We start from the raw sequence: 13,962 nt of genomic DNA, 5'->3' as shown, positions 1-13,962 counted from the left end.
GCTCCCATGCAATTCGTTCCCTTGTGGTCGGCGCACATGTCAGCTCGCCAGTTTTCCGGAGAACAGCCCGGCCCCGGCCAGCTTTCCGGACCGGCCGACATAGAGGACGAACATCACCGCGACCGAGCAGATGATGCTGATGAGGGCCGCCAACGCCGCGAGCTGCGAATAGAGGCCGTTCTCCCAGATATCGAGGATGACGAAGCCGACGACCGGATTGGAGGTGCCCGCCAGCAGGGCGGACGCGGTGAGGTCGCCGACCATGACGACGAAGATCATCGCCCATCCCGCCGCAAGGCCCGGCAGGATCAGCGGCAGGGTGATCCGCGCGAAGACGCGGCCCTTGCCGGCGCCGGCCATCCGGCCGCTTTCGATGAGTTCGCCCCCGACCTGCTCGATCGCCGAGCCCGCCGCCGTGGCGGCTTGCGGCATGTAGATGACGATATAGGCCAGGAGCAGGATCAGCGTGGTGCCCTGGAGGCTGAACGGCGGCGCGCCGAGCACGATGAGGAAGCCGACGCCCAGCACCACGTTGATGATGGCGCCGGGAAGGCGGAGGATGCCGAGCACGACATTGCCCCGGACGCCGCCGCGGTCGCGCACGTATTCCATCAGGACGGCGGCGACGAGCATGCCGAGCGTGGCGCCGATCAGCCCGAGCTTCAGCGAGTTGACGAGTGACCGCGTGATGATCCCGCCGCCGAACAGCGACTCGAAGTGCTGCAGCGACAGCATGGACACGTCCACCATCGGCGACCAGAACGGCTGCAGGGCGACCAGAAGCAGGGCGCCGAACGGCAGAAGCGTCGAGGCGGCCACGAAGGCGAAGAGGAAGAACCGCGCAACCCACTTCCAGGGTCCAAGGGCGACCATCGAGGAACCGCCGGCCTTACCGCCGATCGTCGCGTGCCGCTGCTGGGTGGACAGGTATCTCTGCATGGCCCAGACGGTCAGCACCACGACGGTGAGGACGAGGCTGATGACCGCCCCCTCCGCGATGCGCGGCGGATAGACACCCCGCACCAGGTGCACCGTCAGCACCGACAGCACGTCGATGCGGGCGATCGAGCCGATGACGACCGGCACCGAATACATCGCGATGCCGACGATCGTCACGAGCAGGGCCGAGTTCAGAATCGCGGGCAGGATGCTCGCCGCCGATATCCTGAAGAAGACCCGCGCCTTGTGGGCGCCGCAGATGCGCGCGGCTTCCTCGAATGCCGGATCGAGATTCCTGAAGGCGACCGACACGATGAGGTAGGAGAACGGCACGAGGTGCAGCGTGTAGACGAAGATCAGGCCGGCCCAGGTCGAGATGTTGAGAGGGCCCCGCATCATCTCGGCACCGAAGAAGGATGCGACCCAGCGGAGGAACACGTTCAGGAAGCCGCTCGTCTCCTGGGCGAGGAAGACCCATCCGATCGACATGGCGACCGACGGAATCAGCAGCGGCAGAACCGGCAGGAAATTCGAGACGAACCCCATCTGCGCGTCCGTGCGCTCGTTCAGCCACGCGAAGACGGTGCCGATGAGGATCGAGATCACCCCCGATGCCACGAGCACGATCGCCGTGTTCGCGGCTGCGTCCCAGAATGCCTCCGAGCCCAGGACATTGGAGAAGGCGGTGACGTTGACGGTTCCGCCGGGCAGCAGCTCGCGGACGAACATCGCCCCGATCGGATAGACCACGAGAAGCAGCATGGCGAGCGCGAGCAAGCCGTTTGCGCCTTCAAACAGCAGGTTGCGCAGGGATTTCAGGCTGAATTGCCTGCCGATTGCATCGTTGCTGACGATGGACATCGCTGTGCCTCAGCGTGGATAGAGCAGGACATTCGCGGCATCGACGCCGAGCATGAGTTCGGCCCCCTCGGCCATGCGCTCGCCGGGGCGGCTGCCCATCTCCGACACCAGGATGCGAAGTCCGTCGCCTGCCCGGACGATGTGATCCCGGTACGCGCCGGCGAACTGGGTGCGGATGCTGGTTCCCCGGAACGCGTTCTGATTGCGGCCGTGCTTGTCGTGCGTCACGACCTCGGGACGGAACACGGCGATGGCGCGGGTTCCGGGCGCCAGCCCTTTCGCCATGGCGGTGCCGCGGAACGTGCCGAGCGGGGTCTCGACGACGATCCCCTCGCCGTTCCCGCCGGACAGCACGGTCGCTTCCAGTTCGTTCACCCGTCCGACGAAGTTCGCGACATAGCGGGTGGCCGGACGATGGTAGACCTCCTCGGGCGGGCCGAGCTGCTCGCAGCGGCCCTCGCGCATGACCGCCACCGTATCGGCGAGCTGCAGCGCCTCGACCTGATCGTGGGTGACATAGATGCCGGCGAAGCCGACCTCCTGCTGCTGGGCGGCGAGCTCGACCCGCAGATCCTCGCGCACCTTCGCGTCGACATTCGACAGCGGCTCGTCGAACAGCACGACCTTCGGATCGACCACGAGGCTGCGCGCAAGCGCGACCCGCTGCTGCTGTCCGCCCGACAGGCGATTGGGGTATTGATCGCCGAGCGTCGGGATGCCGACCCGCTTGAGGGCCGTCGCGACCTTGCCGGCGATGTCGCGCTTCGGGCACCCGCGGGAGATCAGCGGGAAGGCGACGTTCTCGGCAACCGTCATATGCGGCCAGACCGCGTAGGACTGGAACATCATCGACAGGCCCCGGTCCTCGGGGGCGACGTCCACGCCTTTCGACCGCGAGAACATCACTTGGTCATTCGCCCAGAGCTCGCCGCTATCCGGACGTTCGAGGCCGGCGATGCACCGCAGGAGCGTCGTCTTGCCGCAGCCCGAAGGCCCGAGCAGGATCAGCATCTTGCCTGCAGGAACCGCGATGGACACGTCATCGACGGCGCGCACGACCTCGCCGTTCGAGCGGGTGAACGTCTTCTTGAGACCGGTGGCCCAGAGACGGATGTCGGGTGTCCGGCCGCCGGGATTCACCGCGGTGTCCGGGCTTGCAAAGTCTGATTTCAGGCTGAGAGCCACTGACCCATCCTCCATGGCATGCTGCGGAGTCCGCGGGAGCCGGTACCGCTCCCGTTCAGCCCTGCGGAAGCCCGAGCGCCTGCAGAAGCGGCCGCATTTCCTCGGCGGTCCAGACGTCCTTCACCGTTACCGGGTTGGGAGGGATTTCGAGGCAGCCGGGAATATCCGGCAGCGGCGCGCCGACCTCGTTGAGGGCGCAGGCGATCTCGAGAGCCTCCGGCGACAGCCTGAAGTTCATGAAAAGCCGTGCCGCGTTGGGATTGCGGCTGCCCGCGACGATACCGATATGGTCGCGCTTCAGCGGGGCCGGATCGGTCGGCGTGACGAAGCCCACCGGCGCGCCCTGCTGAACGACCGGCGTCGCATGGCCGGTGAAGGCCGGCGTGCTGGCGGCATAGGCGCCGGCGGCGACCTGCTGCGCTCCGGGGGCGGCGGAGGCTATCACGTTCCATCCCTGCGCCCGGATACCCTCGGCGAATTCGATCCCGTGGGCTTCGACCATTGCATCGACCCAGCCGAGCCAACTGATCGACGTGCGGGGATCGGACAGGACGACGCGGCCCTTCCACTTCGGGTCGAGGATGTCCTTCCAGGTCTGCGGCAGGTCGGCTTCCTTGACCACGTTCTTGTTATAGGTGAAGACATAGGTGCTGTACTGGGTGAGCACCGACCGCCCGTCGGCGAAATAGGCCGAATCGGGATATTGCGCCAGCGCGGGAATGAGTTCCGGCGTCAGTTGGACGAACCACTCGGGGTTGCCCACGAAAGCGCCGCCGTCGGCGGTCCGCAGGATGTCCGCGGGGCTTCCGCCGGCGTTCTGTTCCTCGGCGAACCGTGACGCCAGGGGGCCGCTGGCAAGACGCAACCATTCGACCCGGATGCCGTACTTGTCGGTGAAAGCCTTGACGATCGCCTGGTTGATGGCGTCGACCTCGGACGAGTAATAGACGAGTTGGCCTTCCTGCTTGGCGGCGGCAATGAGCTCTTCCATCCTGGCATCGGATTGCGCGAACGCCATGGTGGCCAGCGCCCCGGTGAGGCCGACAGCCCCGAAGAGCGCCTTGAGATTCAGGCAAGTCATGTTGTTTCCTCCCGGTTTTCTTGTCCGGTGCCGACGGGCGGCCCCGTCTTTTCTTTGAACAACGATCCCGGCCGGTCCTCTTACCGGCCGACATATTCCTTCGGAGGGCGCTTTTCGGCGAAGGCGCGCGCGCTTTCCTCGAAGTCTTCGGTCAGGTGCAGCTTGGCCGCCTCGTAGAACAGCGTGTGCTGGCGCTCGTGCTGCTGCAGGTGCCAGCGGCGCGCACGCACCATCGCCCGCACGGAAAGCGGCGGGTTCTTCAGGATCTCCCCCGCGAACGCCTCGGCCGCGGCCATGCGGGTGCCGGGCTCGACCGACCTGTTGATGACCCCCTTCTCGGCCGCTTCGGCGCCGGTGAATCGCCGCCCCGACAGGAACACCTCGTCGGCGAAGGTCCCCGCACCCCGGAACTGCATGATCGACCAGTACTGGCCGGCGTAGAGGCCGCGCCGTGTTTCGGTGACCTCGAACGCCGTGTCGCAGTCGGCAATCACGTAGTCGCAGCGAAGGGTGATGCCGACCGCCATGCCGAAGACATAGCCGTGCACGGCGGCGATCACGGGTTTCCAGTGAAGGTGCCCCTCGAACATGATCGGGTGATGGGTCGCGCCCCGGCCCGAAGGTCCGCCGAGCTTCAGGAACTCGGCCCGCTCCCTGAGCTGCCGCTGCCGCACGTCCGCCCCGCTCGAAAAGGCCCGCCCGTTGCCGCTCAGGATGCCGACCCAGGCCTCCTCGTCGCGGTCGAACTCCCACAGCCGATCCTTGAGAGCGATGACCGCGTCATCGCTGAAAGCGTTCAGCTTGTCGGGCCGGTTGAGCGTTATGTAACCGATCCGGCCCCTGCGCTCGTAGGTTACCAAGTTCTCGTCGTCCGCCATGGGCTCCCCGTATCTTGTTCTGATGTCAGCGCGTGATTGCCGGCGAGGTCGCACTTGAGCCGGCGCGCGGCGACGCGCCCGGCGTGGTGGTGCTGTGCTGAATGCGCACGGTGAATTGCCGCCGATTCGAATGGCTACCGATCCATGGAGATCAGCCGTCCGGCCGAGCCCCATTTTCAGCCCAGCTGCCCGAGGCCCGCTTTGCGGCCGTTCCAGCGATCATGCTCTGTCCTCCCCACATCACACGATAAGCTGAGCATACTGTATTACAAGACGTCGCGCAAGCCTGTTAGTTTCACCTGCAACCGTGGGAAACCCCGCTGGCGCCTCAGCGCCGCGCTTCGAGCCTGTGAACGAGGCCGACGATCCAGGGAATGTTCGGCAGGATCACGAAGATGCGGACCAGCTGAAATGCGGTGATGAGCGCCGCGTCCTCTCCGAGGAACTTGGCGGTCAAGGCCATTTCGGTCACGCCTCCGGGCGCCGCTCCCAGCACGAGCGCCTCCCAATGCTGCGAGGTGACGGCGGCGAACAGGATTGCGGATCCGGCGCACAGTGCGATCAGCAGCAGGCTTGCCATGGCAGGGGCAACGACTTTCCTCCCGGCGGAGACGAAGAGATCGCGCCGGAACATCGAACCGAGCCACGTGCCCAGGATCAACTGCGCGACGACGAGGAGCGGATAGGGCACGGACTGCAGCTCGATCCCCGAGGATGTCATGGCCGCCGTCGCGAACAGCGGCCCCAGGAAAAACGCATTGGGCAACCGGAGCCTGCGGCAAAGCAGGGCGCCACACACCGCGACAGCGGCGGTGACCACCAGCCGCACGAGATCGATATCGGCGCCGGCCTGGGCCGACACGGAGCGGTCGGGCCAGCCGTCGGCAATGTAGAGACCGATCGGGACGAGTATCACGACGGCCGCGACGCGCATCGTCTGTGCGATGACGACGGGTATGGGATCGTAGCCAAGACGCATGGCGACAGTGGCGGCCTCGACGGGGCTCGTGGGCATCAGCGCGAGGATCGCCGGCGCGAGGCCCCGGTCCGTCGCCCGGCTCAACAGAACCGCGCTCAGAAAGGCGCAGAGCGCGGTGGCCAACGCCACGCCGATCATGAGCGGCGCGAGTTCGATCAGCATCGCCAGGGCGGCGGGCGAGAAGCCGAGCCCGACCTGTGTCGCGACTGTCATCTGGCCGAAGGGCCGGGTCTGGACGGGAACCTCCACCCAGAGCAGACCGGTCAAGCCCAGAAGGGCGGTACTGGCTATGGGACCGATCATCCACGGCAGGGGAACGCCCAGCCGATCGAATACCCAGCCGGCAACGCCCGCAAAGGCGTAGCAGCAGACCAAAGTCAGGATGCGTCTCCTCGCCCGCGCCGAGGAAAGTGCTTCAGGTTTCATCTGGTCCATTTCGGGTTGAATCCCGTGTGGTCACGATCCGAATGCAAGGGTAATGACAGTCGCCGGGAAGTTCGGCGCAGAGATGCGGCATGCGGGGTATGATTTGCACCGCGACATAATTTGCGACTTTAGCCAGTGTAGCCTTGTCACACAAGCATACCGTATGGCAGGGTAAAGAGGCACAGTCCGCGCTCTGCGGCCTCTGAGGAGAAACGATGGCGAACTCAGCCCTGAAAAACGCAAACCTGAACGTCGAAGTAGTCACCGCTCCGATTCGCCGTCAGGTGATCAAGGCACTTTACGATGCCATCAGCACCGGGGCTCTGCGTCCGGGCCAAAGGCTGATCGAAAAGGACCTCTGCGAGCTCATGGGCGTCAGCCGGCCGCCGGTGCGCGAGGCGTTGCGGCATCTGGAAAGCGAGGGGCTCGTCGTTTCGCTGCCCAAGCGCGGACCGATCGTCGCCGAGCTTTCGCGTGAGGACGTGGTGCACATCTATCAGGTCCGCGGCGCGCTGGAGGGCCTGTCGGCGCGGCTGTTCGCCGAAAACGCGAGCGATGCGCAAATCGCCGAGCTGCAACGCGCGGTCGCCTCGCTTCGCGAGGCGCTGGCGAACAATGACATCGACCAGACCATGGAGGAGAAGGATCGGTTCTATTCGATCCTTGCCAACGGGTCGGGGAACCCGCTGATCGCCACGATCCTGCGCAGCATGAAGGCGCGCATCCGGATGCTGCGCCGCATGTCGCTGTCGTCGCCCGAGCGCAGCCCGGATACAATGAAGGAAATCGAAGCGATCCTCGCCGCCATTACCGCGCGTGACGGGGAGGCCGCATTCCAGAAGTCCTGGGATCATATCCGGAATGCGGCGAGCAATGCGGTCAAGATGCTGGCCGTCGTCATGGCGAATGATGACGGAGGCAGCGATGACTGAGACCGTTCCGGCCGTGACGACGTTCCAGACCGGCCTGTGGACGCGGATGGAAGACGACGGTTTCGTTGGCCTCGTCGGCCCGATCTATGAATGGAACGGTGCGTCGGAGACCGGCCGGTTCGGCTTTCTGTCCGAGGACAAGCACCGCAACCGCGGCGGTTATGTCCAGGGCGGCATGCTCATGACTTTCGCGGACCGGGCCATGGGGGCGACGGCCCGAAAGGATGACCCCGGCCGCGTGCAGGCGACGGTGCAACTCGACGTGCATTTCATCCGCCCGGCAAGGATCGGCGTCCCGATCGAGATCGAGACGCGGGTGATCCGCGAAACCCGGAAACTGGCTTTTATCGAAGGGACGCTGACAAGCGAGGGCGACATCATCGCCAGGGCCAATGGCGTTTGGAGCATCCTGCGGCGCAGCTGAGCGGCGCTGAAAGGTCCGCTGACAGACAAGGCAATGCGTCAGCACGCCCCGCGGCCGTGAGGACCCGGCGTCATGGCGCGGTGGATCGTTCATCTCGCCGATCCGGCATCCGGGCGGGCGTCGTCGTCATGCACCGCGACGGCCGGGAGACGGGGCGGCTCGCACCCGGCGACTTCTTCGGCGAGACCGGGCTGCTCGCCGGAATGGGCGAGCCCGGCACGCTGGAAGCGCTGACCCGCGTGACCGCCTACGAGATCGACCAGCGCGCCTTTGCGCCACTGCTTTCGAATCGTCCGGTCATGGCGGAAGACGTGGCCCGGAGCCTGTCCGCGCGATCACCGCCGGCCCGGGCGACTGAGCTGAAGGATCTCCGGCACGAACGCCTCGCGCACGTGTTCCGCAAGGCGATCCGGCGCGTTTCCACGACACGCCAGCCCATGATACGCCAACCCATGACACGCCAGCCCGTGACACACCAGCCCGTGACTTGCCGCGCCGCCCGCTTCAGAAATAATTCAGGGCAGCTCAACGGGAGAGCCGGGAGAAATAGGCGGCCAGCGCCTCGATCTCCTGCTCTTCGAGCGCGTGTGCGGCTTGCGCCATCAGCGGCGCGCGGTCTGCGCCGCCGCGACGCCCGTCGCGCCACAGGCGCAGTTGCGCCACGAGATAAGGCTCGCGCTGCCCGTCGAGCGACGGGATCAGCGGATTGGCGTTCGCCGGTCCGTGGCAGGCGACGCAGGCGGGCACCTTCCCCCTGCCCTCGCGCGCGATCCGGGCGCCGGTTTCCGCCGCCTCCGGCGCCGGGCCGGACGCCGGCGCGGGGACGGCCGCTTCCTGACCGGCGAACGTCCTTGCGAGCCGTGCGTCGGCGAAGGCCGGCAGCCGTGTCGCCGCGTGCGCCATGATGCCGCTCGGGCGCGCCCCGGAACGATAGGCGGCGAGCGCGGACGCGATATATTCCCCGCTCAGAATATCGAGCCGGGGAACGTGCGCCAGTTCGCCGCCGTGGCAGCCCGCGCAGTATCCGCCTTGATGGGGCGCGGTGAGCCGATCGTAGCCGTCGCCGTCCATCCCGCCCTTCACCGCCATCAGGAAGGCGACCACCGCCCAGACCTCGTCTTCGCGTCCCCCGGCGGGCCAGCCGGGCATGCCCGTCATCTTGGCCCCGTGCTCGACGATCCGGTGCAGTTCCGCCGGAGCCCACGACCGGACCGCTTCTTCGATCTGCGGCGGCGGCGGCTCCATGGCGGCGATCGTCGCTCCCGCGGTCTCGCCGGGACGCGCGTGGCACAGGCGGCAGGCGCTGTCGTAGTGGCGGGCGCCCAGCGCGATCAACCCCGGATCCGCGAGATCGGGCACGGCGGAGGCGGGCGGCGCGCGCCGCTTGATATCGTTCCTGAACGTGGTGTGCAGGACCCACTCGGTGATCCGCCAGTGCCCGGCGCGGGCGGAGGTATCGAACAGCCCGAAAGTAACCACGGCGCCGGCGCCGACAAGGCCGAGGGCGGCGACAGCCGCAAGGGTGGCGAGGACGATGCGCAACCGTGTCATGGCGTCCCCCGGTTGTCTGAAAGGGCGCGCGACGCCAGCGCGACGCCGGCGAGCAGGTAGACGGGCGTGCCGATGGCGAGCATCAGCACTCCCCCGGATTGCTGCGCCGAAAGATCGGGCGCCACGCCGCAGATCTCGGCGTAGAGATCGCGCGGCGCGAGCACGAGCAGGGTGCCGAGCAGCGTCATGTGCATCGAGGTGAGCAGCAGCCCGCCCGCCCCGGCGAGCGATGAACCGGCATCGCCCGCGCGCAGGCAGCTCCCCCAGACAAGGAGCCCCGCGAACAGGAAGCTCGCCTGCTCGAGCGCGAAGACGGCAGGAGCGCGATAGGCCAGCCCGTGCGCGCCCGGAAGGTGCCAGGCCCAGACGAGCCCGAATTCGAGCGCGGCGGCGACCAGGGGCGAGATCGCGACGACGGAGCGAAGCGCGGGAAAGCCGATGACCAGAAGCGGCGCGATCACCGCGACAAGCAGCATGTGGCGCAGCATGTGCAGGGGAAAGCGCTCCGCCCAGGCGTCGAGAGGCAGAAGCCAGATCGCGGCGAGGAGCAGGAGGCCCCCTGAGGCGGCGACGCGGCGAGCGCTCATCGACGGAGTTTTCATCGGCAGATTTCTCATCGGCAGCTCTCGATGAAGACGGCCGGCATGGCGACATAGACCACCGCCACGAAGGAGATGATCGACAGCAGAAGCGCGGCGTGACCGAGGAAGCGGTGTCGGCTTTCGGGGCGATGGACGTTGCCTGACACGGAGTCGTCGGGTCCCCACTGCCGGGCCGAGCGCAAGCCCAGCCCGACGATGAGGCCGAGCGCGGCAAGCGTGGCCGCGCCGATGCCGAGCCGCAGGAAGGTCAGCCCCCCGGCATCCCCGACCTTCGCGCACCAGATCGCCGCGGCCACGTAGCAGAGCAGGAAGTGCCCGGCCCAGACCAGGGGCGGCAAGGTGATGCGCCACAGGCTGCCCCGTTCGGCGGCGATCTCGACCTCGTCTTCCCGGTTGTCGATGCCGCTCATCGATGCCTCCCTCACAGAAGCCGGGGCGCGGCGCCGATCACCGCGGCGGTCACCAGCGCCGCCAGCCCGTGGAAATGCCAGAACAGCGTGACGTTCGAGAGGTCGGCGTCGTGGTCGCTGTCGATCTTGCCCCACAGGCTCCCCGCGAGGCAGTAGAGCTGCATGACGAGGCCCAGGGCCGCATGCGCGCACGTCCAAAGCACGAGCGCGCAGACGATCGCCGGGTAGACATGCGTCGAGGGCGCCAGATCGGCGACCGCGAGCGCCAACGCCCCGCCCCCCGCGAGCGTGAACGCCGCCGCGACGGCGAGCGCCGCCCGCGCGGCGGCGGGGCGGCGGCCCCGGTTCAGCATGTGTGCGCCGACCGTCGAACCCCATGACAGCACGGTGGCCAGCCCGGCCAGCGCGACCAGCACCGGGTCGGCATGGGCGGCGTCCTGGGGCGGAAAGTCCGGCCGGGCGGTCCAGTAGAAGAAGAAGCCGAAGACGACGGAGGCGAACGCGGTCGCGTCCGCCAGCATGGTGATCGCCGTCGCCCACCAGCCGATCGCCGCCGGCCCCGCGGCATGGGTCGGCAGCGACAGGCCGAGCCCCACGTCCTTCATCGCCTCGGCGGGAATGCGCGCGGTCCCGGTCCACAGCCACCCTAAGATGCAGACCACCGCCAGGGCGCCGCAGACGACGGCAAGCGTATAGACATGGAACACGGGCAGGATGAAAGCGGCGCCGGTGAAGGCCGCAGCCCACAGCGTTATCCAGGTATCGCCGGGCAGGCGCTGCACCTGCACGGGCCTTGCGTCGATGACCGAGGTGATCATCGTCTCGCGCCGCCCCTCCTCGGCGTCGGGCAGGTAGTAGCGCCCGGCATCCATCCGCTCGGTCAGGCCGGGCTGGTCCCAGAGCGGATAGCGCGCGGTGATGTAGGGGATCGAACGCGCCCCCCACCATGACGGCTGGCCGAGCGTATCGGTCCATTCGAGCGTGCCGGCCTTCCACGGATTGCGCACGGCAAGCTTCGGCTTGCCGGGCCGCAGCAGATCCCAGGTGAACACGAGGAAGCCGGCCGCGATGATGAAGGCGCCGACGGTCGAGATCAGGTTCAGGCTGTTCCAGCCGAGATCGCCCGGATAGGTGAAGACCCGGCGCGGCATGCCCAGAAGGCCGGTGAGATGCATCGGCAGAAAGCAGATGTTGAAGCCGATGAAGATCAGCCAGAAAGCCCATCGCCCCAGCCGCTCCGAGAGCACCCGCTTGGCGATGAACGGGTAGAAATAATAGATGCCGCCGATCACGGGCAGCACCATCCCGCCGAAGAGCGTGTAATGAAGGTGCGCCACGATGAAATAGGTATCGTGCACCTGCCAGTCGAAGGGCACGATGGCGAGCATCACGCCGGTGAGCCCGCCCGCCGTGAAGATCGCCAGCGCCCCCGCGATCCAGAGCAGCGGCAGGCTCATCTTCACGCGCCCGACCATGAGCGTCGCCACGAAGACGAAAAGCTGGATTCCGGTCGGGATCACCACCGCCTCGGACGCCGCCGAGAAGAAGCCGAGCGACAGGTTCGGCAGGCCCGTGGTGAACATGTGGTGGACCCACAGCCCGAAGCTCAGGAAGCCCGTGCCGATGGCGGAAAGCACGATCCACGAATAGCCGAGCATCGGCCGCTGGGCGGCCGTCGGCACGATCATGGCGGCGATGGCGATCGAGGGGAGAAAGACGATATAGACCTCGGGGTGGCCGAAAATCCAGAACAGATGCTGCCACAGCAGGGGATCGCCGCCGCGCGAGGGATCGAAGAACGGCCAGTCCAGCGCGCGTTCGAGCTCGAACAGCAGATCGCCCGCGATGAGCGGCGGAAAGGCGAAGAGCACCATCCCGCCCACCACCAGCACATACCAGGCGTAGAGCGGCATCAGGTTGATGCGCATGCCCGGCGCCCGGCATTTCAGGACGCCGACGATCAGTTCGACGGCGGCCGCGATCGAGGCGATCTCGATGAACGACAGCCCCAGCAGCCAGATGTCCGACCCGATGCCCGCGTCCTCGGTGGCAAGGGGCGGATACATGAACCAGCCCGATTTCGGCGCGGCGTCGAACAGCACCGAGCCGAAGACGAAAACCCCGCCGATCAGGAAGCACCAGTAGCTGTAGGCCGAGAGCCTCGGAAACGGCATGTCCCGCGCGCCGAGGAACGCCGGCAGAATCTGTATCGCGATCGCCTCGAAAAGCGGCACGGCGAACAGAAACATCATCGCCGAGCCATGCATGGTGAAGAACTGGTTGAAGCGATCGGCGTCGAGGAACGTCATGCCCGGAAAGGCGAGCTGAACCCGCATCAGCAGCGCCAGCACGCCCGCCGCCAGCATGAAGCCGAAGGCGGTGAGCGCATACCACTTGCCGACCTCGGTGTTGTTGACGGAGGACAGGTAGCCCGGACCCGTTTTCGTGCGCCAGGCCGCGGCAAGGCGCTGTTCCTGTTCACGCCGAACCTCCGGCGGAACCGGCTCCGCCAGCATGTCTGCGGTCGGCGGATAGGGGCCGCGAGGGCTGAGGTCGGTCATTCGAGACCCTCCAGATATGCGGCAAGGGCCTGGAGCGCCTCGGGTTCCAGCCAGTCGTAGGCGGGCATGGCGACACCCGGCTTGATGTCGCGGCTGCGGGCGATCCACCTCGCCAGATCCGCCCGTTCAACCTTGAGCGTGCCGGCGGCAAGCGAGGCGCGCGAACCGAGATGGGTCAGATCGGGCCCGATCGGGCCCGCGAAATCGGTGCCCCGGATCGTGTGGCAGGCGCCGCATCCCTCATCGCGGAACAGCGCCGCGCCGCGCTGCGCCTCCGGACCGGCCGGCGGGCGGGCGGGCGCGGCTTCGCGGGCAAGCCATTCCTCGAAACGGTCCGGGGACAGCACCACCGCCTCGAACGCCATGAACGCATGCGAGGCGCCGCAGAATTCGGCGCATTGCCCCCGGTAGCGGCCCTCGCGCTCCGGATGGAGCGTGAGAACGGTTTCGCGGCCGGGGATCGCGTCCATCTTGCCGCCGAGCGCCGGTATCCAGAACGAATGGATGTAACGGCCCGCGGTCAGGCGCAGTTCGCTGCGCTCGCCGGCCGGCAGCCGGATCTCGTTGGCCGTCACCACGGGTTCCGTCGCGCCCCGAGGCCAGTATTCGACGCGCCACCACCATTCCTCGGCCGTGATCCGGATCACCAGCCCGGCGCCCGGCGCCCGTTGCGCCGGCATCATCGACAGCGCCCAGCCGAGCAGCGCGCCGAGCATCACCGTGGGCAGCAGGACGCCGCCGGCGACGATGAGCAGATTCGCCCGGCGGACCGGCAGCGAGCCGCGGTGAATGCGCGTGACATAGAAGAAAAGGCCGTTCAGCGCCGCCCAGAGCACCACGGCACCGGCGAGCATGACGATGAACAGGACATGGATCTGCGAGGCGTCCTGCCCCGCGGGATGCAGCGCCGACTGCCGGCCCTCGCAGGCCGCGAGGGTCAGCACGCAGGGCAGGAGCCGAAGGCTGACCGGAATGCGGGTGAGGAGGTTGTCTGACGCCACGTTGAGGTCCGTCCGTCCTATTCGCTCGCTTCTGCAGCCCGGCAAGGTCGCAGCCGTCGCGCCGGACGCGGCCGTGCAACGTAAGGGGAACGGCGGATGCGGCTGGATGGTTCCGCCGGCTGCCTCCCTGCG

General features: G+C 67.4%; 12 protein-coding genes and 1 pseudogene. 3 read left to right on the top strand and 10 right to left on the bottom strand.

Translation table 11 applies throughout. The features are described 5' to 3' along the window. Positions 1 to 39: 39 nt before the first annotated feature. The 5 genes from ACUSIJ_RS16090 to ACUSIJ_RS16070 all read right to left on the bottom strand — a co-directional run bounded on the left by ACUSIJ_RS16090 (position 40) and on the right by ACUSIJ_RS16070 (position 6,349). Positions 40 to 1,800 (bottom strand): ABC transporter permease, encoded by a 1,761-nt coding sequence (locus tag ACUSIJ_RS16090; RefSeq protein ID WP_449309423.1) that lies wholly within the window; start codon positions 1,798 to 1,800, stop codon positions 40 to 42. Positions 1,801 to 1,809: 9 nt separating this feature from the next. Further along, entirely contained in the window at positions 1,810 to 2,985 is a 1,176-nt protein-coding gene (locus ACUSIJ_RS16085) for an ABC transporter ATP-binding protein (protein WP_449309422.1), read from the bottom strand. 55 nt (positions 2,986 to 3,040) lie between these two features. After that, positions 3,041 to 4,066 (bottom strand): ABC transporter substrate-binding protein, encoded by a 1,026-nt coding sequence (locus ACUSIJ_RS16080; RefSeq protein WP_449309421.1) that lies wholly within the window; start codon positions 4,064 to 4,066, stop codon positions 3,041 to 3,043. A gap of 80 nt (positions 4,067 to 4,146) precedes the next feature. Next, a complete protein-coding gene (locus ACUSIJ_RS16075) occupies positions 4,147 to 4,944 on the bottom strand; it encodes an enoyl-CoA hydratase/isomerase family protein (RefSeq protein ID WP_449309420.1) in 798 nt (265 codons plus the stop codon). Positions 4,945 to 5,272: 328 nt separating this feature from the next. Next, positions 5,273 to 6,349 (bottom strand): AbrB family transcriptional regulator, encoded by a 1,077-nt coding sequence (locus ACUSIJ_RS16070; RefSeq protein WP_449309419.1) that lies wholly within the window; start codon positions 6,347 to 6,349, stop codon positions 5,273 to 5,275. 215 nt (positions 6,350 to 6,564) lie between these two features. On the opposite strand from ACUSIJ_RS16070, the gene ACUSIJ_RS16065 reads away from it, so the two are divergent. From ACUSIJ_RS16065 to ACUSIJ_RS16055, 3 genes and pseudogenes are all read left to right on the top strand, one after another. Further along, positions 6,565 to 7,281 carry a GntR family transcriptional regulator gene (locus ACUSIJ_RS16065; protein WP_449309418.1) on the top strand — a complete coding sequence of 239 codons (717 nt, stop codon included), beginning with the start codon at positions 6,565 to 6,567 and terminating at the stop codon, positions 7,279 to 7,281. Further along, on the top strand, positions 7,274 to 7,705 hold the full coding sequence (locus ACUSIJ_RS16060) for a PaaI family thioesterase (protein ID WP_449309417.1): 432 nt from the start codon (positions 7,274 to 7,276) through the stop codon (positions 7,703 to 7,705). Before ACUSIJ_RS16065 ends, ACUSIJ_RS16060 begins: the two co-directional genes overlap by 8 nt. A gap of 56 nt (positions 7,706 to 7,761) precedes the next feature. Beyond that, positions 7,762 to 7,983 (top strand): annotated as a pseudogene (locus tag ACUSIJ_RS16055) (cyclic nucleotide-binding domain-containing protein); the annotation flags it as partial. A gap of 247 nt (positions 7,984 to 8,230) precedes the next feature. On the opposite strand, the gene ACUSIJ_RS16050 reads toward ACUSIJ_RS16055, so the two are convergent. From ACUSIJ_RS16050 to ACUSIJ_RS16030, 5 genes are read right to left on the bottom strand one after another with little or no spacing between them, the layout of a single operon-like run. Beyond that, positions 8,231 to 9,256 (bottom strand): c-type cytochrome, encoded by a 1,026-nt coding sequence (locus tag ACUSIJ_RS16050; protein WP_449309416.1) that lies wholly within the window; start codon positions 9,254 to 9,256, stop codon positions 8,231 to 8,233. Beyond that, the gene (locus ACUSIJ_RS16045; protein WP_449309415.1) at positions 9,253 to 9,843 is read right to left on the bottom strand and encodes a cytochrome c oxidase assembly protein; all 591 of its coding nucleotides are present in this window, start codon (positions 9,841 to 9,843) and stop codon (positions 9,253 to 9,255) included. Before ACUSIJ_RS16045 ends, ACUSIJ_RS16050 begins: the two co-directional genes overlap by 4 nt. A gap of 26 nt (positions 9,844 to 9,869) precedes the next feature. Then, positions 9,870 to 10,268: a hypothetical protein gene (locus tag ACUSIJ_RS16040; RefSeq protein WP_449309414.1), complete on the bottom strand. Its 399-nt coding sequence runs from the start codon at positions 10,266 to 10,268 to the stop codon at positions 9,870 to 9,872. A gap of 11 nt (positions 10,269 to 10,279) precedes the next feature. Further along, positions 10,280 to 12,784, bottom strand: a complete 2,505-nt coding sequence (gene ctaD, locus ACUSIJ_RS16035) for a cytochrome c oxidase subunit I (protein WP_449309460.1) — start codon at positions 12,782 to 12,784, stop codon at positions 10,280 to 10,282. A 41-nt stretch (positions 12,785 to 12,825) separates the two neighbouring features. Next, positions 12,826 to 13,830 carry a cytochrome c oxidase subunit II gene (locus ACUSIJ_RS16030; protein ID WP_449309413.1) on the bottom strand — a complete coding sequence of 335 codons (1,005 nt, stop codon included), beginning with the start codon at positions 13,828 to 13,830 and terminating at the stop codon, positions 12,826 to 12,828. Positions 13,831 to 13,962 lie beyond the last annotated feature (132 nt).

Source organism: Pseudochelatococcus sp. B33 (genome assembly GCF_053570585.1).
This window is presented reverse-complemented; position numbering and strand designations above follow the sequence as displayed.